We start from the raw sequence: 18,009 nt of genomic DNA on the forward strand, positions 1-18,009 counted from the left end.
CTCAGTACGCGATCTTCATCGCCAACGTCGCGATCACGATCATGATGGCGCCGCCGACGCGGGTTGCGATCTGGGCGAAGGCCATCAGGCCCATGCGGTCCGCGGCGCCGAGAATGGCGACGTCGCCGGTGCCGCCGAGCCCGGAATGACAGGCGGTGACGATCGCGGCCTCGACCGGATACATGTTGAGCCACTTGCCGACGAAGAAGCCGGAGGCGACCATCGCCAGCACCGTCGTCGTGCAGATCGCGATGTAGCCGGGATTGAAGGACGCCACGAGTTGCTGCCACGAGACCAGCAGCGTTCCCATCGCGACCAGGATCGCGAAGGTGAGGTTGGTCGACATGAACTTGTTGATCTGGTAGGCGCCGAGCTCCATCTCGGCCGGCAGCAATCTGGTCAGCTTGAGCGCGACCGCCGCGATGATCATCAGGATCGGGCCGGGAATGCCGGTGTATGGCGCGAGCACCATGCCGAGCACGAACAGCACGCAGGACAGCATGATGCCGGCACCCAACAGGCCGAGGTCGATCGGATGGTCGGATCGCGCCGGGCCCAGGATGTCGTCATCGCCTGTTTTCACCAGCATGCCCTGGCCGTTGAGGTCGCGCCGTTTCTCGGCGAGGCGCGCGAGAAGTCCGGCGGCGACGATGGCGACGACGTTGCCGAGCAGCGCCGCAGGCACCATCTGCGCCACCAGCTCGGCCTGTGGCCGGTGCAGCATTTCGGAATAGGCAATGGACAGCGGCAGCACGCCTTCGGCGAGGCCGCCGCCGATGATCGGGATGATGACGAAGAAGAACGTCTCCTTCGGACTGTGGCCGAACAGCAGCCCGATCGTGACGCCGATCGCGATCGCGCTGAGCGTGCCGACCAGCAGCGGCACGAACATCCGCAAGAAACCCTGCACCAGGACGCGATGGGGCATGCCGAGGATCGAGCCGGCGACGAGGCAAGCGATGAAGAAATACTGGAAATTGGCGGTGCGGAACGTCGTCGTGATTGCCTTCAGCGCCGTATCCGGCATCAGGCCGTAGGCGACCATCGCTGCCGGCACGAACAGGCACATGATCGCGGTGCCGCCGATCCGCCTCACGACCGGAATGGTCTGGCCGAGCTTGCCGAGCAGGAAGCCGAGCAGCATCAGCACCGACAGCCCGCCGATCACGTCATTGGGCAGCTTTCCGGAATAGACCGCAGCAGCGCAGACGAGCGCTGCGGGAACATAGACGGTGATCGGCAGCGGGCCGATTTTCAATGCCGTGAGCGCGGATGATTGCGTCGTCTCCGCGAGCTTGATGGTGGTGTCGGTCAAGAATGCCTCCCTCTGTCGTTTTGTGTTTGTTTGCCTGCCGGTCCGCGCGCTTCACGCGCGCTCAGAACCAGGGATTGTCCGCCCGGTGCCGGGCCTCGAAAGCGCGGATCTCATCGGCAAACACCAGCGTCGAGCTGATCGCATCGCGCCCCGTGAGAAACGCCTCCTTCCGCGCCGGCTCGATCGCGAAGGGGATCGTCCCGCCGCCCTCGATGCGGATGGTCTGCTGTTCGAGATCGACGGTGAGCTTGTTGCTCGCAGGGTTCGCGACGATGCCGGCGAGCGTGCCGATGGTGGCGGCATCGAGACTGATCGTCAGCAGGCCGTTGTTGGCGCAATTGTCGTTGAAGATGCCGGCGAAGGTGGTGCCGATCAGGGCGCGAATGCCGAGCTGCTGGAGGCCCCAGACTGCATGCTCGCGGCTCGACCCGCAGCCGAAATTCGGGCCGACGACGAGGAAGCGGGCGTCGCGATAGCCGTCCTTGTTCAGCACGAAGTCGGGATTAGGCCGACCCGCGCTGAAGCGGAGTAGGTTGAAGGCGCCGTCGCCAAGACCGCTGCGATCGACGCCCTTCAGGAACATCTTCGGCATGATCACGTCGGTGTCGATATTGGGCGTCGTCATCGGCGCAGCGGCGCCGGAGACGCAATGAAATGGCGTCATTGCTGCTTTCCTCCGATCAGGTAGCGCACATCGGTGATGCGGCCCGTGACCGCGGCGGCCGCGACCATCGCCGGGCTCATCAGATGCGTGCGCGCCCCGGGCCCCTGGCGACCCTCGAAATTGCGGTTGGTCGAGGAGGCCGAGCGCTGCCCCGGTGCGAGAATGTCGTCGTTCATCGCAAGGCACATCGAGCAGCCGGATTGCCGCCACTCCACGCCCGCATCTATCAGGATCTGAGCGATCCCTTCCGCCTCGGCCTGCGCGCGGACTTGTGTCGATCCGGGAACGACGATGGCGCGAACGCCGGTCGCGACGTGACGGCCTCTGAACACGTGCGCCGCATCGCGCAGATCTTCGATGCGCGAATTGGTGCATGAGCCGATGAAGGCGAAATCGATCGGCACCGACTGGATCGGTGTGCCCGGCGTCAGGCCCATATAGGCGAGCGCGCGCATCGCCGCCGTCCGGCGATCGGTGGTGGGATTGCTGTCGGGATCGGGCACGCGATCGGTCACGGCAATCGCCTGGTCCGGGCTCGTGCCCCATGTCACCAGCGGCGCGACCTCGCCGGCATCGATCGTCATCTCCCGGTCGAAGCTGGCGTCCGGATCGGAGCGAAGCTGCAGCCAGGCTGTGGCGGCACGGTCCCACATCTCGCCTTTCGGCGCACGGGGCCGTGCCTTGAGATAATCGAGCACCTTCTGGTCGGGTGCGATGACGACGCCGCGTGCGCCGGCCTCGACGATCATGATCGACATCACGATGCGTCCCTCGACGCTCATCTCGGTCACCGCGGGGCCGGCGAACTCCACCGCATAGCCGGTGGCTCCATCGGCGCCGATGCGACGGATGATCTCCATGACGACGTCCTTCGACGTGACGCCGAGCGGCGGATGCCCGGTCACGTTGATGCGCATCGTCTTCAGGCGGCGGTAGCGTACCGTCGAGGTCGCCAGATAGTGCTCGATGTCGGAGGTGCCGATGCCGTAGCCGAGCGCGCCGAAGGCGCCGTAGGCGGTGGTGTGGCTGTCACCGGCGGCGATCACCATGCCCGGCATGACCAGCCCTTGCTCGGGCGCAACGACGTGCTCGATGCCCTGACGCGGATCGAGGATGTCGAAATATTCGATGCCGAAATCGCGCGCATTGTCGGCGAAGTAGTCGACCTGCCGCGCCGCGTCGGCATCGGGCATCTGCCGCGTGCGCCGCGCTGCGGTCGGGTTGACGTGGTCGACCACCATCAGCGCTGCGGATGGATTCCACACCTTGCGCCCGGCGGCACGCAAGCCGGCAAAGGCCTGCGGGCTGGTATATTCGTTGAGCACGGTGCGATCGACATAGAGCAGCACCAGCCCGTCATCGTCGAGGCGCCGAACCACATGCGCATCGATCAGCTTGTCGTAGAGCGTGCGCCCGGACATTCGGCCTCCAACAGGAATGTGACTTTCCTCGAAGGTGCAGGCCGGGCCGGTGGAAATCCAATGTCACCTCATGATATGATTATGCAGGATTTGCATAAGCGGGATGGACGCGATGGAGATCAACTGGCTGCACGATTTCATCGTGGTGGCGTCGACCCGTAGTTTTTCGCGCGCTGCCGAACAGCGCAATTCGTCGCAGCCGGCGCTGAGCCGCAGGATCAAGGCGCTGGAAGTATGGGCCGGGGCGGCGCTGTTCGAGCGCACGACGCATGCCGTCAGCCTCACGCCTGCCGGCGATGCGTTCCGCCTGACCGCCGAGGATATCATCCGCCGCCTGTCCGCCGGGCGCCTGGAGGCGCAGGAGCTCGCGCGCGGCGCCTCCGACGTGCTGAAATTCGCATCGACCAATGCGCTGTCGTTGACGTTCTTTCCGGATTGGCTGCGCCAGGTCGAGGCGACGCTGTCGTTCGTGCCGAATGTCCAGCTCGTCGCCAACCACATGGAGGCGTGCGAGCGCATGTTGTTGGCGGGTGAGGTGCATTTTCTGCTTTGTCACCATCATCCCGCCGTCGTCACGGCGCTGACGACCTCGCAATTCCGCTCGGCGCATGTCGGCGACGATTGCCTGATCCCGGCCTCCGTGCCGGCGTCGCGATCAGGCAAGGCTGCGCGCTTCAGGCTTCCGGGAACGGAAGCAGCGCCGGTGCAGGTCCTGAACTACCGTCAGGAGTCCGGAATGGGGAAGATCCTCGATGCGGTCCGCGCGACCTCGCCGCTTGGTGCGCATCTGAAGCCCGCGTTCACCTCACATCTTGCAAAGCTTCTCGTCACCATGGTGCAGGCCGGCCGCGGCATGGCCTGGCTTCCGCAAAGCCTCATCGCCGACCAGCTCGCATCGGGCGAATTGGTGAAGGCCGGCGGACAGGAGTGGGAGATACCGATCGAGATCCACGTGTTCCGCCCGCGATCGCGGCTGACGCCGGCGGCCGAAGCATTCTGGACACATGTTCAGGAGCATCCGCCCGCGAGCAACCCGCGCAAGGCGGTGCGCCTCCGTCGCGGTCGCGGCTAGTGGCTATTCCTCCGGCTCCGTCGTGAACAGCAGCGGATAGCCTTTGGTGCGCGCGGCATCGGTGGCGCGCGTCGCCTTGGTTTCGGCGACGTCCTTGGTGAACACGGCGACGACGCAGGCGCCCAGCTTGTGCGCGGTGATCATGACCTTGTAGGCCTGATCCTCGGTCATGCGGAATTCGGCCTTCAGGATCATGGTGACGAACTCGCGCGGCGTGTAGTCGTCGTTGATCAGGATGACCTTGTGCAGCTTGGGCCGCTCGACCTTGGTCCTGGTCCTGGTTTTCGGCGTGGTAACAGTGTCGTTCATTCCGCCTCCTGAACACGGCGGGCCTTGGTTCCCGGCCGGAGCGATCAGCTCGCGGCCTTCGTACCATATTGCAGGACCTGTACCTTCTCCAAGGTGATGAGGCCGCTCGACATCATGCCATCCAGGATGGGCAGGAATGCGTTGATGTTGTCCTCGCTGTCGACGATCTCGATCAGGAGCGGCAGGTCTTCCGAGAGCCGCAGGATCTTCGAGGTGTGCAGCCGGCTCGACTTGCCGAAGCCCATGGGACCGCGCAGCACGGTGGCGCCGGCGAGATGCCGCTCGCGCGCGGCCAGAACGATGGCTTCATAGAGCGGCTTGCCGTTGTAATGGTCGTTCTCGCCGATGAAGATCCGGAGCGAAACAGCCTGATTGGGGATTTGCATGGTCAGCTCCTCTTCAAGCGGTTGTAGCGGCTCGCCATCATATGCCCCGCCCATACCGACACCAGCCAGCAGACGACCGAGGCGGCGATATAGGCGAGGGCGGTGTATTTCATGCCGCCGTGGAACAGTCGGAAGGTCTCGAGGCTGAAGGTCGAGAAGGTGGTGTAGCCGCCGCAGAAACCGGTCATGACGAACTGCCGGTGCTCCGGCCGCGCCAGCACGCGGCCGTCGGGCCCGGTCAGCGTCGCGTAGAAGCCGATGATCAGCGAGCCCGTCGCGTTGATGAACAGCGTCGCGAAGGGAAAACCGGGGCCGGTGTCGAGGGCGAGCCCGACCAGATAGCGTGTCAGCCCGCCGAGGATGCTGCCGGCAGAGACCCAGGCATAGAGGATCGCGGTACGCCAGCGGTCAGCAGAGGAAGCCTTCATCTGCCGCTAGCTCCCAAAATTGTCCGCGAGGAGAAAGCCGCAGCTCACGGCCGCGAGGCACAGTCCGACCGAGAACACGATATTGCCGAGTGCGTGCGCCGGCTCGCCGTTGCGCGCCAGGGTCAGCGTCTGCAGGCTGAACGAGGACACAGTGGTGTAGCAGCCGAGGAAGCCGGTCACTGCGAACAGCCACGGATTGGGCGTCGCGAACACCGAGTCCGGATGGGTTGCCAGCGCCCCGAAGATGCCGATCAGGAAGGCTCCGGTGACGTTGATGGTCATGGTGCCCCAGGGAAAGGTCTCGCCCAGCCGCCGCGCGACGGCGCCGGAGACGAAATAGCGGGCGCAGCCGCCCAGCACACTGCCGGCCACGATAGCGATCAATCCGCTCAGCACGATGAACAGTCCTCCGTCATTGCGTCTTCTCCGTTGCCAGCCCGTCGCCGACGGTGAGCAGTCCCACGAGTGCGGCCACCGCAAAGCCGAGTCCTGCGAGGAAAGTGCCGGCCGGGCCGTAAACGTCCCACAGTGCGCCGGCGATCACGCTCGCGGCCAGCAGCGCCAGGCCCGTGAACAGGTTGAAATAGCCGAAGGCGGTGCCGCGCAGGCTTGGCGGTGCAGTATCGGCGACGAGGGCCGAGAGCACGCCTTGCGTCAATCCCATATGCAGACCCCACAGCACGACGCCGAGCGCGAGGCCGGGCAGACTCGGCAGCAGCGCCAATGCGAGGTCGGCGCCGGCGAGGAAAACCAGGCCGAGCGCGAGCAGGGCGGTCCGGTTGATCCGGTCCGACAGCGCGCCGGCCGGATAGGCCGAGAGCGCGTAGGTGATGTTCATGAGCACCAGCACCGCCGGCACCCACATCGCATTGAGGCCGATGTTCTGCGCACGCAGGATCAGGAAGGCCTCACTGAAGCGGGCGAGCGTGAAGGCGACGCCGACCGCGACGACGCGCCAATACACGGGCCCAAGCTGCCGCATGGCGGCGGTGTCGAGCGGATTTCTTGCGGGCTCCCGGCTGGCATCCGGCTCCGGCTCGTTCACCGCGAACGCAATCAGGCCGAAGGACAGGAACGCCGGCACCACGGCGACCCAGAACACCGCGGCAAATTGGTCCGCCGTCCACCACATCAGGCCGATCGCGGCGAGCGGTCCGACGAAGGCGCCGATCGTGTCGAGCGACTGTCGCAGGCCGAAGCTCGCGCCGCGCAGGCCCGCCGGCGAGATATCGGCGATCAACGCATCGCGGGGCGCGCCGCGGATGCCCTTGCCGACGCGGTCGATGAAGCGCGCCGCCACCAGCCAGCCGACGCTGGGCGCGAGCGGGAACAGCGGCTTGGTCAGGGCGGCTAGGCCATAGCCGAGGGCGGCGAGCAGCTTGCGCCGGCCGAGCCAGTCCGACAGCGCGCCGGAGAAGATCTTCGTGATCGAGGCGGTCGCCTCCGCGATGCCCTCAATCAAGCCTACGGTGAGCGTGGAGGCGCCGAGCACGGTGACGAGATAGACCGGCAGCAGCGCGTGGATCATCTCGGAGGAGACGTCCATCAGCATCGAGACGAAGCCGAGCACCCAGATTCCCCTGGGTAGCTTGGTGCGCGCAGCATTCGGTGCGGTCGTCGTCACGTCCCTCGGCCTCGTTTCAGGCAACAAAAAACCCGCCATTGGCGGGTTTGTCCATGCTCCCGCCAAAGGCAGAGGCTGATTGCCTCACCTCCAGCAGGAGTCATCAGCCCACTACGGTCGTTCGACCGCCGGGCGGTTATCGGGGGACTCCATCCCCATCTGTATGGTCAGCCTAGCATGGAAATCACGGGGAACAAGTAGGCGCGGCGCACTGTCCCGCGGCGCGATCGCGTGGCGGCGCAAGCGTGGCGACACGGCGGCGATTTCGCGCAACACACTAAAAGACTAACTCGCAATCCCTAACCTGAATGTGAAGCACAAGCGATCTTCGCGCTTTGCGGCAAGGCGTTTGCATGTCACCATCGCGTCATACGACGGGAGACTGCGATGCGGTTGCTGTTCTCGATCGGGGCTGTGCTGGTGGCCGGCGTACTTGCCGGAGGGGACGTCGCGGGCATCGCGGCACCAAGTTCTAAACTCGAACCGCCGAAGTTTGAACCTTCAAGATATCAGCGGCAGGCGGCCGACGGCGATGCACAGTCGGTCGATGTCGAGCTGATCCTCGCGGTCGACGTCTCCTACTCCATGGACATGGACGAGCTCGCGATCCAGCGCGAGGGCTACGCGCAGGCGATCCAGTCCAAGGAGTTCCTGCAGGCGCTGAAGGCCGGGCCGAACGGCAGGATCGCGGTGACCTATTTCGAATGGGCTGCATCCTCCGATCAGAAGATCATCATTCCGTGGCGCCTCATCGACGGACCGGAGACGGCGGACGCGGTCGCGGCCGAGATCTTGAAGACGCCGATCCGGCGTGCCTCACGCACCTCGATCTCCGGCGCGATCGGATTTGCGATGCCGTTGTTCGACGAGGATCCCTATCACGGCATTCGCCGCGTCATCGACATCTCCGGCGACGGCCCCAACAACAATGGCGGCCCCGTCACCGTCGCGCGTGACGCCGCGCTCGAGAAAGGCATCGTCATCAACGGCCTGCCGATCATGGTCAAGGAGCCGTCCTATTCGACCATGGATATCGACAATCTCGATTACTATTACGAAGACTGCGTTGTCGGTGGTCCCGGCTCCTTCGTCATCTCGATCAAGGATCGCGACAAGTTCAAGGAAGCCATCCGCACCAAGCTGCTGATGGAAGTTGCCGGACGCACGCCCGAGCGCCCTGTCGTGCGCGTTGCGGACAAGGAGAAGGAGCCGCGCGTGAACTGCCTGATCGGCGAGAAGATCTGGTCGGATCGCTGGGGCCGCTAGGGGCCCATCCCGATGAGACCGTTTGCCTCATCGCATCAGGCATTCCAAATTAACCGCTCGTTAACTGTGGCATGGTCCTAATCGAATTGTTTCTGGATATTTCTGACGCTGCTCCCGAGCAGATTCATGCCCATCGTCACGCAGAGCACCAGCCAGATTTCGCCCGCCAATGAGCGGATGTATCACCAGAGCGCTCTGCTCGGTGAATGGAAGGGCAATTGGGCGGGCAACAATCAGCCCGTCGGCTTCAAGGTCGTGAATATCAGAGGCAGCCGCGCGCAAGTCGAGTACACCCATAACGGGCACACCGAGCGTGGTTTTGCCCAGATCAGCGGTTCGCTCATCACCTTCGGCTCGGTCACGGTCGGCACCAAGGACGGCAAGAACCTCGTGCTCCTGTTCTCCGCGGGCGGCGCCGGCAAGCAGACTGCGACCTTGGCGAAACAGGCGCCGCCGGCCTCCGACAGCCGCCTGATGGGAAGCTGGGGCGGCTATTCCAGCGACAACGGCAAGAGCGCGAGTTTTCGCGTGCTGTCGGTGAACGGCAACGAAGCCCAGGTCAGCGTCACCACCGACGGCATCACCCGCCAGGGCACCGGCATCGTCTACAAGAACGTCATCATGTTCGGGCAGTCGCAGATCGCGACGGATGACGGGCAGAACGGCAAGATCATCTACCAGGTCGGAATGAAGTCCTTCATGGTGCCGGTGACGAAATATCCCCCGGCGGATTCTTCATCCTCGGTCGACGTGACGGCGTAGTCGCTCAACGCTGCTTCCCGTTCGACTGTGTCAGCACCTGCAATTGCCGATCGATGTCCCGCAACACCTGGCAGGCTGACGCAAGCGCGCCGTCGCCGAACAATTGCCAGACCTCGTTTGCCCGTTCGGCCAGATGCGGAATCGTCAGCGGCAAGCGCGCGGCTTCGAGCAGCGCGCCCTTCTCGTTGATGAGATAGCGTGCGTTCAGCGCGAACAGGACCTGTGCAGTGCAGGCGAGCGATCGGTAGATGCATCCGGCGACATGGGTCTGATCGTCGCGGGCGATGGCAAGCTCGGCGTTCTCGATGCCGAACAGCACCTCCCACCGAAAGCGCCGGATCAGAGCATCGCGCAACGCTTCGGGATAAGGCTGCGCGATCGATTTCAGCCGGGCGATCAGGCCCTGCGGATCATGCATCGGTTCGCAATACGCAATCTCGCCCATCCAGATCGCCGAGCAGAAGCCGTGCGGATGGCCGGGCTGATAGTCCATGGTGACGGCCCCGGCATGGCAGGCTTCCATCACGGCTTCGACGGCATCGGCGTTGCGGTAGAGCAGATCGACCTTGTGTCCTTCGACCGACAACCACGCACCGCCGATGATCCACGGTCCCCACTCACCGATTGGTGTCACCGAAGCGACCGCGGGGTTGTCGGCGACTGCTTTTGCGGCCGCCAGCAGCCGTTCCGTATCGAGCGGCGCGGCCGCCGTGAAGTAGAGGCCGATATCGTAGTCGGACGTCGGATGCGCGCTGCCTCGCGCACGCGAGCCGCCGAGCACGATGGCCGCGATGCCCGGCACCTCGGCAAAGGCGGACGTCAGGCGCGTGAGCAACGGATCGTGCGGCATCGGCGGTCGGGTTCAGCTATTTCGCCGCGAGCGGTGGCAATGGCGGCACGCTGTCATTCGGGGCTTCCGCCTGCATCGTGATCAGCGTCATCGAGACCAGATCGTAATAGCCGATCAGGCCGATGATATCCATGATGCCGCGCTCGCCGAATTTCTGCTGCGCGGCGCGATAGACGTCGTCGGAGACCTTCCTGTCGCGATAGAGCGCCGTCGCGAGGTCGTAAAGCGCGGCCTCGTCGTCCTTCATCGCCTGCGGCCGTACGCCGTTTGCGAGGTCCTTGGCGACCTGCGGATCGAGACCGGCCTTCATCGCGAGCGGATAATGCGCGAACCATTCATATTGCGCCGTCCACTGGCGCGCCGTGATCAGGATGGCGAATTCGCTTAAGCGCGCCGGCAGCGACGAATTCCAGCGCAGATAATCCGACATCGCCGAGAGCTTCGGCGCGAGCACGGGATTGCGGATGTAGGCGCGATAGGGTGGGTTGGTGAATTTGGCATTGCGCGGCGGCACCGCGATCGCGTCCGCCCATTCCTTCTGCGGTGCCGAAAGCTCGTCGGGCTTCAGCGGCACGAAGCGGGTCGGCTCGGCCGCGCGGGCCGCTCCCGGGATCGTCACAGCGAGCAGCGCGGCCAGCGCCAGGCCGGAATATTTCATCGTCATCCTCCCATCCCGGCGGACTTGTGCCGCCTTGTTCGATCGCCAGCTTACGGTGCGGCGCGACCCGTGCAAGATGTCCGCTGCGCATGCTAGGCTGCGTGCTGGAGATCGCTTGCAGGATGGGAGAACCTCATGACCGACGAAACCGCGATGATGGTCGGCTCCGCGACCGTCTTCGTCGTCTCCGACATCGAAGCGAGCCTCGCTTATTACCGTGATGTACTCGGCTTTCAGGTCACTTTCGAATATGGCTCGCCCTTGTCTTACGCTTGCCTGTGCCGCGACGAGGTGGCCCTGCATCTGCTCGCGGCGGCGGCAACGAAACGACTGCCCGGGCAGGGCGGCCTCTGCATCTTCGTCCGCGACGTGGACCGGCTCTACACCGAGCTGTCCGGACGCGGCGCGAGGCTCATCAACCGGCCGGAGGACCGCGACTACGGCATGCGCGATTTCGATGTCGTCGATGCCGACGGCAATCAAGTCACATTTGGCATGGGCACGGACGCGGCGGCCTGACGGCCGGCCGCGCCCGTCGCGATCAGGCTCAGATCCGTGCTTCCAGGATCAGGTTGAAGGGCGTCTCGGCGGCCCGGCGGAAGCGCGATAGGCCGCCTTCGCTGGCGACCTTGCGCAGCCGTGCTTCGCCGGCTTGCGCGCCGAGTGCGAGGCCCACCTCCTGATCGAGCGAGGCCGGGGTGCAGATCATGGTCGACGCCGCGTAATAGACGCGCCCGACCGGATTGAGATTGTCCTCGAGGCGGTCGCCCGCGAACGGTTCGACCAGCATGCAGGTGCCGTCCTTCGCCATGGTCTGTCGCACGTGGCTGATCGCGCCGACGGGATCGCCCATGTCGTGCAGGCAATCGAAGAAGCAGACGAGATCATAGCCCTCGGCCGGATAGGTCTTGGCCGAATGAACCGCGAAGCTGACGCGATCACCGAGCTTCGCCTCGGCTGCCGCCTTGCGCGCGGCCTCGATCGAACCCTCGTGATAGTCGAAGCCGTAGAAGCGTGACTTCGGGAAGGCCTCGGCCATCAAGCGTGTCGAGACGCCATGGCCGCAGCCGACATCGGCGACCTTGGCGCCGCGCTTCAGCTTGTCCACGACGCCGTCGAGCGCGGGCAGCCATTCCTGCACGAGGTGGTGCATGTAGCCGGTGCGGAAGAAGCGGGCCGTGCCGCAGAACAGGCACTCGCTGCGCCGGTTCCAGCCGACGCCCTTGCCGGACTTGAATGCGTCCGAGACCTTCGGCTCGTCGAGAAACGCCGATGCGATGACGTTGCCGAATGCACCGAGGAAAACCGGACTATCCTCGTCGGCAAGCGCCATCGCCTGCTCCGGCAGCATCGAAAACTTTCGTGATGCGGAATCGTATTCGATGTAGCCGGATGCCGCCTGGCTCGACAGCCATTCGCGGATATAGCGCTCCGTCGTTCCGGTGGCGCTCGCGAGCTCGGACGAACTCATCGGCCCCTTGGCGGCGAGGGTCCGGTAGAGACCGAGCTTGTCTCCGAGCAGCACCAGCGATGCATTCATCGCCGCGCCGAACTCGGTGACCATCTTGCCCATAAAGGCATTCAACCTGTCGGCATTGACCTCCATGACGACCTCCTTACAAAGGTTGCGTATTTTCAAGGGTCTGCGCAATCGCGCTGCGGGACGGCGCCAGGCATTCGCGGTCAAGCCCGCGGCCTGAACTTGCGCGTCCTCTCAATGGGTCAATTCGCCACGGAGGAGGTTCAAAGCGTCAGGAAGAGGTGATCCGGGAACCGGATGGCGCAGTCACCGGCATCGCATCGCTGGTATTGGAGCGGGCCCCGGCGTATAATTTGTGACCATTCTGACGGTTACCTGAATGCCCAGCCTTGTACGTTCCTGCGGTCTCGCAACTCTCTTCGCGGTGCTCTGCTTCGGTGGAGCACCGGCTCATGCGCAGGTCGCCCCCCTGCAATATTGGATTCCGGGCGGGGCTTTCGGCTTTGGCAACAGCGCCGACAGCTACGGTAATTTCCCGGCCTTCAATGCCGGCGATGCGAGCGGCTATGGCTTTCGTCCCGGTTTCTTTGTCGGAAGCCAGAGCGGCAATCTCGGTCTGAGCGGTTTCAGCCAGCCGGGTCCGGCCGGTAATTTCAGCGCGCTGTCTTACGACAGCACGCAGTTCGGCTACAACATGAAGAGCGCCGGTGGCATGCCCGTGACGTTCTTTGCCGGCTTCGACACGCTGAAATATGGCAACGGCATCGGCAGTTCGGTTGCGCCGCTGACCTCCGGCGCTGCGCCCGGCTATGGCGGCTTCGCCGGTGTCGAGTTCAAACCGACGTCGAACCTCAGCCTGTCGTTCGGGGCCGGTTTTTCCCAGCGAGGCTCGGGCCGCATGGATAGCGATATCAGGTCGGACATGCTGCCCGGCGAGTCGCCGGCGCTCGGTCAGCTACGACACTAGGGCTTCATCGCGTAAATCGCGCCACCAGCTCCACGTGCGGGGTGTGGCGGAACTGGTCGACCGGGACCACGGCGTCGATCTTGTAACCGCCATCGATCAGCAGCCTCGCGTCGCGTGCGAAGGTTGCGACATTGCAGGACACCGCGATCACGACCGGTACCTTGCTCGCCGCGAGTTTCAGCGCCTGCGCTTGTGCGCCCTGGCGCGGCGGATCGAACACCACGGCATCGATATCGCGCAACTCCGGCGGCACCAGCGGACGGCGGAACAGGTCGCGCGGCTCGGCCTTGATCGGCTTCAGCCCCGGCGTGCGCGCGGCCTTCGCGAGCGCGGCGATCGCGCCGGCGTCATTGTCGTAAGCGGTGACGCGGGCCTTCTCGGCGAGCCGCAATGCGAACGGGCCGACGCCGCAGAAGAGATCGAGGACCTCCTTCGCCTTGCCGAGGCGCTCGGCAACGAGTGCAGCGAGCGTCTCTTCTCCCGCCACCGTTGCCTGCAGGAACGAGCCCGGCGGCAGCGTCACCTCGGCACGGCCCATCCTGATCGTCGGCGGCAGGCGTTGCAGCACCAGCTCACCATGCCGCGTCAGCCGCGCCAGGTCATGCTGCTCGGCGACGCGCGATAGCGCCGTGACCAGAGGCGTCGGCAGCGGCCCGGAGCCGCGCACGTCGACATCGAGACCATTGGCGGTCGCGGTCACCTGGATATCGAGCGGTTTCGTCACCGGCATTTTTGACGTCAGCGGCTCCGCGAGCGCCCAGGCGGCATCGAGCGCACCGTCGAGCGCAGGATCGAGGATCGGGCAGCGATGGATCGGGATCACGTCGTGCGAGCTTGCGGCCGAGAAGCCGACCTTGAGCACGTCATGCGTGCCGAACCTTCCGTGCAGCGTCACGCGCCTTCGGCCGGTGCCGTGGGCATCGACCAGCGGCGCCACCTCGCAATCGAGGCCGGCCTGCGCCAGCGTCTCGACCACGATGTTGCGCTTCCACGCGTGATAGGGCTCGGCCGCCCAATGCTGGATGGCGCAGCCGCCGCAGATGCCGAAATGTGGGCAGAACGGCTCAACGCGCTCGGGGCTTGCGACGTCGACCGCGAGCAGCTTGCGGCGGTCGGGATGACCGGCGACATGGTCGACCTCGACGCTCTCGCCGCCAAGCGTGTAGGGCACGTAAACCGCATCGCCGGTCGTGAGCGAGACGCCATCGCCGCGATGGCCCACATGATCGATCGTGATGCGTTCAACCACGGCGCGCGCCCAGGAAGAATTCGATGTTGCCGTCGCCGCCTGCGATCGAGGAGGGAAACACCGCGATGTCGGTGCAGCCGAGCGACGCGGCAAAGGTCGCGATGTCGTCGCAGATTTCCTGATGCACCGCGGCGTCGCGGACGATGCCCTTCTTGTTGTGCTTCCGATCGGCTTCGAACTGCGGCTTGATCAGCGCCAGCAGGCTCATCGGCGCGGCGGCCAGCGACAGCGCCACCGGCAGCACGGTCTTCAGCGAAATGAAACTGACGTCGATCACGACGACATCGGGCCGCGCCGGCAGTCGCTTGCCCTCATAGCTGCGAATGTCGGTCGCCTCCATCGATACGATCTTTGGATGATCGCGCAGCGAGGCGTGCAGCTGGCTGGTGCCGACGTCGATGGCGAACACCAGGCTCGCGCCATTCGCCAGCAGCACTTCGGTGAAGCCGCCGGTGGAGGCGCCGACGTCGAGGCAGACATGGTCCTCGATGTCGATCGGATACCGCTCCAATGCGCCCGCGAGCTTGACGCCACCGCGCGACACATAGGGGTGCGCCGGCTCGGCCTGGATCACGGCGTCCTCGGCGATCGTCTCCGAGGGTTTGGCGACCTGCTTGTCGTCGGCCGTGACGAGGCCGGCCTCGATCGCCGCGCGCGCCCGCGCCCGGCTCTCGAACAGGCCGCGCTCGACCAGCAGAACATCCGCACGCTTGCGGGCAGGGGACATGATCTCTCCGAGAGACGATTGAAACGTCTATGATGCGATCAATCGCGCGGCTGCGATCCGGACGCAAGTCTCGAACGCGGCGAGATCGTGCCAGGCGTCGGCCGGCGGTTCTGCGGGCGTCACCAGTGGGCAGCCGTGCAGATCCAGCGCGTGGATCATCATGAGATTGTCGACGAGGCCGAAATCCTCGACCGTCAGCCCCTGTGCGTCGACCAGCCGCCCGTCCTCGGAGGTGACCGCCGTGAAGCGCCTGACGCGGTCGGCATAGCTGGCGCCATCGTTGGAATAGGCCAGGCAGAACTTGCGGCGCCCGGCCATGTAGCCGAGCTCGTAGACGGTGCCGGGATCGGCACCGGCGCCGCGGAACGGGGTGAGATTGGCGATGATGGCGTCGGCCCCGTCCATCATGGCCTCGTTGCCGCAGAAAATCTGCCGCGATGCATCAGGCGCGGTGAGGTCGATGGCGTTGTCGAGGGGATAAAGGCCGGTGAGGCCGTGGGCAGCGCAGATCGCGGCTTTCTGCCGGCCGATCTCAACCGCATCCGGCAGGAACACGTCGGGACCTGCCAGATAGATTTTCATGAACGCCGCGCCGCTTCGCGTGAGGTCGAAGCTCGCCCTCAGGCGAGCTTGACCGTCTCGGTCTTGACGTCCTTGCCGAGCGCTTCGAACACCTTGGCGACGATGCCCTTGGCGTCGAGACCGGCGCGGGCGTACATCGCGTTCGGCGTGTCGTGATCCTGGAACACGTCGGGCAGGACCATCGTGCGGAACTTGAGCATGCCGGTGTCGAGCACACCCTGATCGGTCAGGAACTGCGCGACATGCGAGCCGAAGCCGCCGATCGAACCTTCTTCCACCGTGATCAGAACGTCGTGGTCGCGGGCGAGCTTGAGCACCAGCTCGGTGTCGAGCGGCTTCATGAAGCGCGCATCCGCGATCGAGGTCGAGAGGCCATGGGCGGCGAGTTCGTCAGCCGCCTTCTCGCATTCGGCCAGACGCGTGCCGAAGGAGAGCAGGGCGATCTTGTTGCCCTGGCGGATCATGCGTCCCTTGCCGATCTCGAGGGGAACGCCGACGTCGGGCATCTCGATGCCGCGGCCTTCGCCGCGCGGATAGCGCAGCGAGCTCGGACGGTCGTCGATCGCGACCTGGGTCGCCACCATGTGCACGAGTTCGGCTTCGTCGGCTGCCGCCATGATCACCATGTTCGGCAGACAGCCGAGATAGGCGTTGTCGAACGAGCCGGCATGCGTCGCGCCGTCGGCACCGACGAGGCCGGCGCGGTCGATGGCGAAGCGCACGGGCAGGTTCTGGATCGCGACGTCATGGACGATCTGGTCGTAGCCGCGCTGCAGGAAGGTCGAGTAGATCGCGCAGAACGGCTTGTAGCCTTCGGTCGCAAGACCGGCGGCGAAGGTCACCGCGTGCTGCTCGGCGATACCGACGTCGAAAGTGCGGTCGGGGAACGCCTTGTTGAAGATGTCGACGCCGGTGCCCGACGGCATCGCCGCGGTGATGGCGACGATCTTGTCGTCCTTCTGGGCTTCCTTGACCAGGCTCTGGCCGAACACGTTCTGGTAGGCCGGCGCGTTCGGCTTGGCTTTCGCCTGGGTGCCGGTCGCGACGTCGAACTTGACGACGGCGTGATACTTGTCGGCGGACGCTTCCGCCGGGCCGTAGCCCTTGCCCTTCTGCGTCACGACGTGGACCAGGATCGGGCCGGTCTCCATGTCGCGCACGTTCTTCAGCACGGGCAGCAGATGGTCGAGGTTATGGCCGTCGATCGGGCCGACGTAATAGAAGCCGAGCTCTTCGAACAGCGTGCCGCCGTCCATCATGAAGCCGCGGGAATATTCCTCGACGCGGTTGGCGCGGTTGGCGAGGATCTTCGGCAGGCGCTTGTTGATCTGCTTGGCCGCATCGCGCAGCGTGCGATAGGTCTTGCCGGAGTAGAGGCGCGACAGATAGGCGCTCATGGCGCCGACCGGCGGCGCGATCGACATGTCATTGTCGTTGAGGATGACGATCAGGCGCGAGTTCATGGCGCCCGCATTGTTCATGGCCTCGTAGGCCATGCCTGCCGACATCGCACCGTCACCGATCACTGCGATAACGTTGTTCTTGCCACCAGCGAGGTCGCGCGCGACGGCCATGCCGAGGCCGGCGGAGATCGAGGTCGAGGAATGCGCGGCGCCGAACGGATCGTAATCGCTCTCGCTGCGCTTGGTGAAGCCGGAGAGGCCGCCGCCGGTGCGCAGGGTGCGGATGCGGTCGCGGCGACCGGTGAGGATCTTGTGCGGATAGGCCTGGTGGCCGACGTCCCAGATCAGCCGATCGCGCGGCGTGTCGAAGACGTAGTGGATCGCGGTGGTGAGCTCGACCACACCGAGACCCGCGCCGAAGTGACCGCCGGTCACCGAGACGGCATCGATGGTCTCCTGACGCAGCTCGTCGGCGACCTGGCGAACCTGCTCGACCTTGAGCTTGCGCAGGTCTTCCGGCGTCCGGATGGTGTCGAGAAGCGGCGTTTTACTATATGCGTTCACGGCGATTTCCAATTTGTCAGCGCCGGAAGGTCATTCCGGTGCGCGATGGGTTTGCACAATGTCGGCGCAGCGCGAGTCCTCAAACCGTCGGAGCCACCTGCATGGGGCAAGGCCCCGTCTTCAAGCTTAGGTGAGCTTAAGTGCGCTCCGGTTCAGTCTCTGTGATCCCTGTCACGTAGATCGGCTTCGTCCGTCCCAGCCAATTTCATTAGCGATTTGAAGCTCTTGTCGTCGGAAATCGGTCCCCACGTCAAAGCTAACAAAAAGCCACACTCCGCGCAG

General features: G+C 64.9%; 20 protein-coding genes and 1 riboswitch. Of the genes, 5 read left to right on the forward strand and 15 right to left on the reverse strand.

Features of this window, described 5'->3' with window-relative positions; translation table 11 throughout:
• Position 1 precedes the first annotated feature (1 nt).
• From NLM32_RS14140 to leuC, 3 genes are all read right to left on the reverse strand, one after another.
• Positions 2–1,315: a 2-hydroxycarboxylate transporter family protein gene (locus tag NLM32_RS14140; RefSeq protein WP_254129581.1), complete on the reverse strand. Its 1,314-nt coding sequence runs from the start codon at positions 1,313–1,315 to the stop codon at positions 2–4.
• A gap of 61 nt (positions 1,316–1,376) precedes the next feature.
• The gene (gene leuD / locus NLM32_RS14145) at positions 1,377–1,979 is read right to left on the reverse strand and encodes a 3-isopropylmalate dehydratase small subunit (protein ID WP_254129582.1); all 603 of its coding nucleotides are present in this window, start codon (positions 1,977–1,979) and stop codon (positions 1,377–1,379) included.
• A complete protein-coding gene (leuC, locus tag NLM32_RS14150) occupies positions 1,976–3,400 on the reverse strand; it encodes a 3-isopropylmalate dehydratase large subunit (protein WP_254129583.1) in 1,425 nt (474 codons plus the stop codon). Before leuC ends, leuD begins: the two co-directional genes overlap by 4 nt.
• 112 nt (positions 3,401–3,512) lie before the next feature.
• Between leuC and NLM32_RS14155 the strand changes: the two genes are divergently transcribed.
• Positions 3,513–4,472: a LysR family transcriptional regulator gene (locus NLM32_RS14155; protein WP_254129584.1), complete on the forward strand. Its 960-nt coding sequence runs from the start codon at positions 3,513–3,515 to the stop codon at positions 4,470–4,472.
• Between the two features lie 3 nt (positions 4,473–4,475).
• Here the strand turns inward: NLM32_RS14155 and clpS are convergent, their stop codons facing one another.
• Genes clpS through NLM32_RS14180 form a run of 5 tightly spaced genes read right to left on the reverse strand, consistent with a single transcriptional unit; the run spans position 4,476 to position 7,219 of the window.
• Positions 4,476–4,781, reverse strand: a complete 306-nt coding sequence (gene clpS, locus NLM32_RS14160; RefSeq protein ID WP_148752581.1) for an ATP-dependent Clp protease adapter ClpS — start codon at positions 4,779–4,781, stop codon at positions 4,476–4,478.
• Positions 4,782–4,825: 44 nt separating this feature from the next.
• Entirely contained in the window at positions 4,826–5,167 is a 342-nt protein-coding gene (locus NLM32_RS14165) for a DUF190 domain-containing protein (protein ID WP_254129585.1), read from the reverse strand.
• Positions 5,168–5,169: 2 nt separating this feature from the next.
• Positions 5,170–5,595 (reverse strand): fluoride efflux transporter CrcB, encoded by a 426-nt coding sequence (gene crcB, locus NLM32_RS14170; RefSeq protein ID WP_254129586.1) that lies wholly within the window; start codon positions 5,593–5,595, stop codon positions 5,170–5,172.
• Positions 5,596–5,601: 6 nt separating this feature from the next.
• Positions 5,602–5,991: a fluoride efflux transporter CrcB gene (gene crcB, locus NLM32_RS14175; RefSeq protein WP_375143556.1), complete on the reverse strand. Its 390-nt coding sequence runs from the start codon at positions 5,989–5,991 to the stop codon at positions 5,602–5,604.
• Positions 5,992–6,007: 16 nt separating this feature from the next.
• A complete protein-coding gene (locus tag NLM32_RS14180) occupies positions 6,008–7,219 on the reverse strand; it encodes an MFS transporter (protein ID WP_254129587.1) in 1,212 nt (403 codons plus the stop codon).
• An 87-nt stretch (positions 7,220–7,306) separates the two neighbouring features.
• Positions 7,307–7,385: riboswitch (Fluoride riboswitch) on the reverse strand.
• Positions 7,386–7,606: 221 nt separating this feature from the next.
• Here NLM32_RS14180 and NLM32_RS14185 point away from each other — a divergent pair.
• Positions 7,607–8,485 carry a DUF1194 domain-containing protein gene (locus NLM32_RS14185; protein WP_254129588.1) on the forward strand — a complete coding sequence of 293 codons (879 nt, stop codon included), beginning with the start codon at positions 7,607–7,609 and terminating at the stop codon, positions 8,483–8,485.
• 126 nt (positions 8,486–8,611) lie between these two features.
• Complete coding sequence (locus NLM32_RS14190; protein WP_254129589.1) at positions 8,612–9,247, forward strand: hypothetical protein; 636 nt, start codon at positions 8,612–8,614, stop codon at positions 9,245–9,247.
• 4 nt (positions 9,248–9,251) lie between these two features.
• Here NLM32_RS14190 and NLM32_RS14195 read toward each other — a convergent pair whose 3' ends face one another.
• Positions 9,252–10,097 (reverse strand): nucleotidyltransferase domain-containing protein, encoded by an 846-nt coding sequence (locus tag NLM32_RS14195; RefSeq protein ID WP_254129590.1) that lies wholly within the window; start codon positions 10,095–10,097, stop codon positions 9,252–9,254.
• A 16-nt stretch (positions 10,098–10,113) separates the two neighbouring features.
• On the reverse strand, positions 10,114–10,761 hold the full coding sequence (locus NLM32_RS14200; protein WP_254129591.1) for a carboxymuconolactone decarboxylase family protein: 648 nt from the start codon (positions 10,759–10,761) through the stop codon (positions 10,114–10,116).
• 129 nt (positions 10,762–10,890) lie between these two features.
• Between NLM32_RS14200 and NLM32_RS14205 the strand changes: the two genes are divergently transcribed.
• Positions 10,891–11,274 carry a glyoxalase superfamily protein gene (locus tag NLM32_RS14205; RefSeq protein ID WP_254129592.1) on the forward strand — a complete coding sequence of 128 codons (384 nt, stop codon included), beginning with the start codon at positions 10,891–10,893 and terminating at the stop codon, positions 11,272–11,274.
• Positions 11,275–11,302: 28 nt separating this feature from the next.
• Here the strand turns inward: NLM32_RS14205 and NLM32_RS14210 are convergent, their stop codons facing one another.
• Positions 11,303–12,361: a methyltransferase domain-containing protein gene (locus tag NLM32_RS14210; RefSeq protein ID WP_254129593.1), complete on the reverse strand. Its 1,059-nt coding sequence runs from the start codon at positions 12,359–12,361 to the stop codon at positions 11,303–11,305.
• A 253-nt stretch (positions 12,362–12,614) separates the two neighbouring features.
• Between NLM32_RS14210 and NLM32_RS14215 the strand changes: the two genes are divergently transcribed.
• Entirely contained in the window at positions 12,615–13,202 is a 588-nt protein-coding gene (locus NLM32_RS14215) for a hypothetical protein (protein ID WP_254129594.1), read from the forward strand.
• Positions 13,203–13,206: 4 nt separating this feature from the next.
• Here the strand turns inward: NLM32_RS14215 and NLM32_RS14220 are convergent, their stop codons facing one another.
• The 4 genes from NLM32_RS14220 to dxs are packed head-to-tail and all read right to left on the reverse strand — an operon-like array spanning position 13,207 to position 17,727.
• Positions 13,207–14,451, reverse strand: a complete 1,245-nt coding sequence (locus NLM32_RS14220) for a methyltransferase (RefSeq protein WP_254129595.1) — start codon at positions 14,449–14,451, stop codon at positions 13,207–13,209.
• Positions 14,444–15,178 carry a TlyA family RNA methyltransferase gene (locus tag NLM32_RS14225; RefSeq protein ID WP_254129596.1) on the reverse strand — a complete coding sequence of 245 codons (735 nt, stop codon included), beginning with the start codon at positions 15,176–15,178 and terminating at the stop codon, positions 14,444–14,446. Before NLM32_RS14225 ends, NLM32_RS14220 begins: the two co-directional genes overlap by 8 nt.
• 27 nt (positions 15,179–15,205) lie before the next feature.
• Positions 15,206–15,760: a nucleoside 2-deoxyribosyltransferase gene (locus NLM32_RS14230; RefSeq protein WP_254129597.1), complete on the reverse strand. Its 555-nt coding sequence runs from the start codon at positions 15,758–15,760 to the stop codon at positions 15,206–15,208.
• 38 nt (positions 15,761–15,798) lie between these two features.
• Complete coding sequence (dxs, locus tag NLM32_RS14235) at positions 15,799–17,727, reverse strand: 1-deoxy-D-xylulose-5-phosphate synthase (protein ID WP_254129598.1); 1,929 nt, start codon at positions 17,725–17,727, stop codon at positions 15,799–15,801.
• Positions 17,728–18,009 lie beyond the last annotated feature (282 nt).

The sequence above is a fragment of the Bradyrhizobium sp. CCGUVB14 genome (assembly GCF_024199935.1).
GTDB lineage: Bacteria > Pseudomonadota > Alphaproteobacteria > Rhizobiales > Xanthobacteraceae > Bradyrhizobium.

What these genes read in the sequence shown, in the direction of transcription:
- leuD (WP_254129582.1), bottom strand. Translation starts at nt 1,979, where the DNA reads ATGACGCCATTTCATTGCGTCTCCGGCGCCGCTGCGCCGATGACGACG.
- leuC (WP_254129583.1), bottom strand. Translation starts at nt 3,400, where the DNA reads ATGTCCGGGCGCACGCTCTACGACAAGCTGATCGATGCGCATGTGGTT.
- NLM32_RS14155 (WP_254129584.1), top strand. Translation starts at nt 3,513, where the DNA reads ATGGAGATCAACTGGCTGCACGATTTCATCGTGGTGGCGTCGACCCGT.
- clpS (WP_148752581.1), bottom strand. Translation starts at nt 4,781, where the DNA reads ATGAACGACACTGTTACCACGCCGAAAACCAGGACCAGGACCAAGGTC.
- NLM32_RS14165 (WP_254129585.1), bottom strand. Translation starts at nt 5,167, where the DNA reads ATGCAAATCCCCAATCAGGCTGTTTCGCTCCGGATCTTCATCGGCGAG.
- crcB (WP_254129586.1), bottom strand. Translation starts at nt 5,595, where the DNA reads ATGAAGGCTTCCTCTGCTGACCGCTGGCGTACCGCGATCCTCTATGCC.
- NLM32_RS14185 (WP_254129588.1), top strand. Translation starts at nt 7,607, where the DNA reads ATGCGGTTGCTGTTCTCGATCGGGGCTGTGCTGGTGGCCGGCGTACTT.
- NLM32_RS14190 (WP_254129589.1), top strand. Translation starts at nt 8,612, where the DNA reads ATGCCCATCGTCACGCAGAGCACCAGCCAGATTTCGCCCGCCAATGAG.
- NLM32_RS14195 (WP_254129590.1), bottom strand. Translation starts at nt 10,097, where the DNA reads ATGCCGCACGATCCGTTGCTCACGCGCCTGACGTCCGCCTTTGCCGAG.
- NLM32_RS14200 (WP_254129591.1), bottom strand. Translation starts at nt 10,761, where the DNA reads ATGACGATGAAATATTCCGGCCTGGCGCTGGCCGCGCTGCTCGCTGTG.
- NLM32_RS14205 (WP_254129592.1), top strand. Translation starts at nt 10,891, where the DNA reads ATGACCGACGAAACCGCGATGATGGTCGGCTCCGCGACCGTCTTCGTC.
- NLM32_RS14210 (WP_254129593.1), bottom strand. Translation starts at nt 12,361, where the DNA reads ATGGAGGTCAATGCCGACAGGTTGAATGCCTTTATGGGCAAGATGGTC.
- NLM32_RS14215 (WP_254129594.1), top strand. Translation starts at nt 12,615, where the DNA reads ATGCCCAGCCTTGTACGTTCCTGCGGTCTCGCAACTCTCTTCGCGGTG.
- NLM32_RS14225 (WP_254129596.1), bottom strand. Translation starts at nt 15,178, where the DNA reads ATGTCCCCTGCCCGCAAGCGTGCGGATGTTCTGCTGGTCGAGCGCGGC.
- NLM32_RS14230 (WP_254129597.1), bottom strand. Translation starts at nt 15,760, where the DNA reads ATGAAAATCTATCTGGCAGGTCCCGACGTGTTCCTGCCGGATGCGGTT.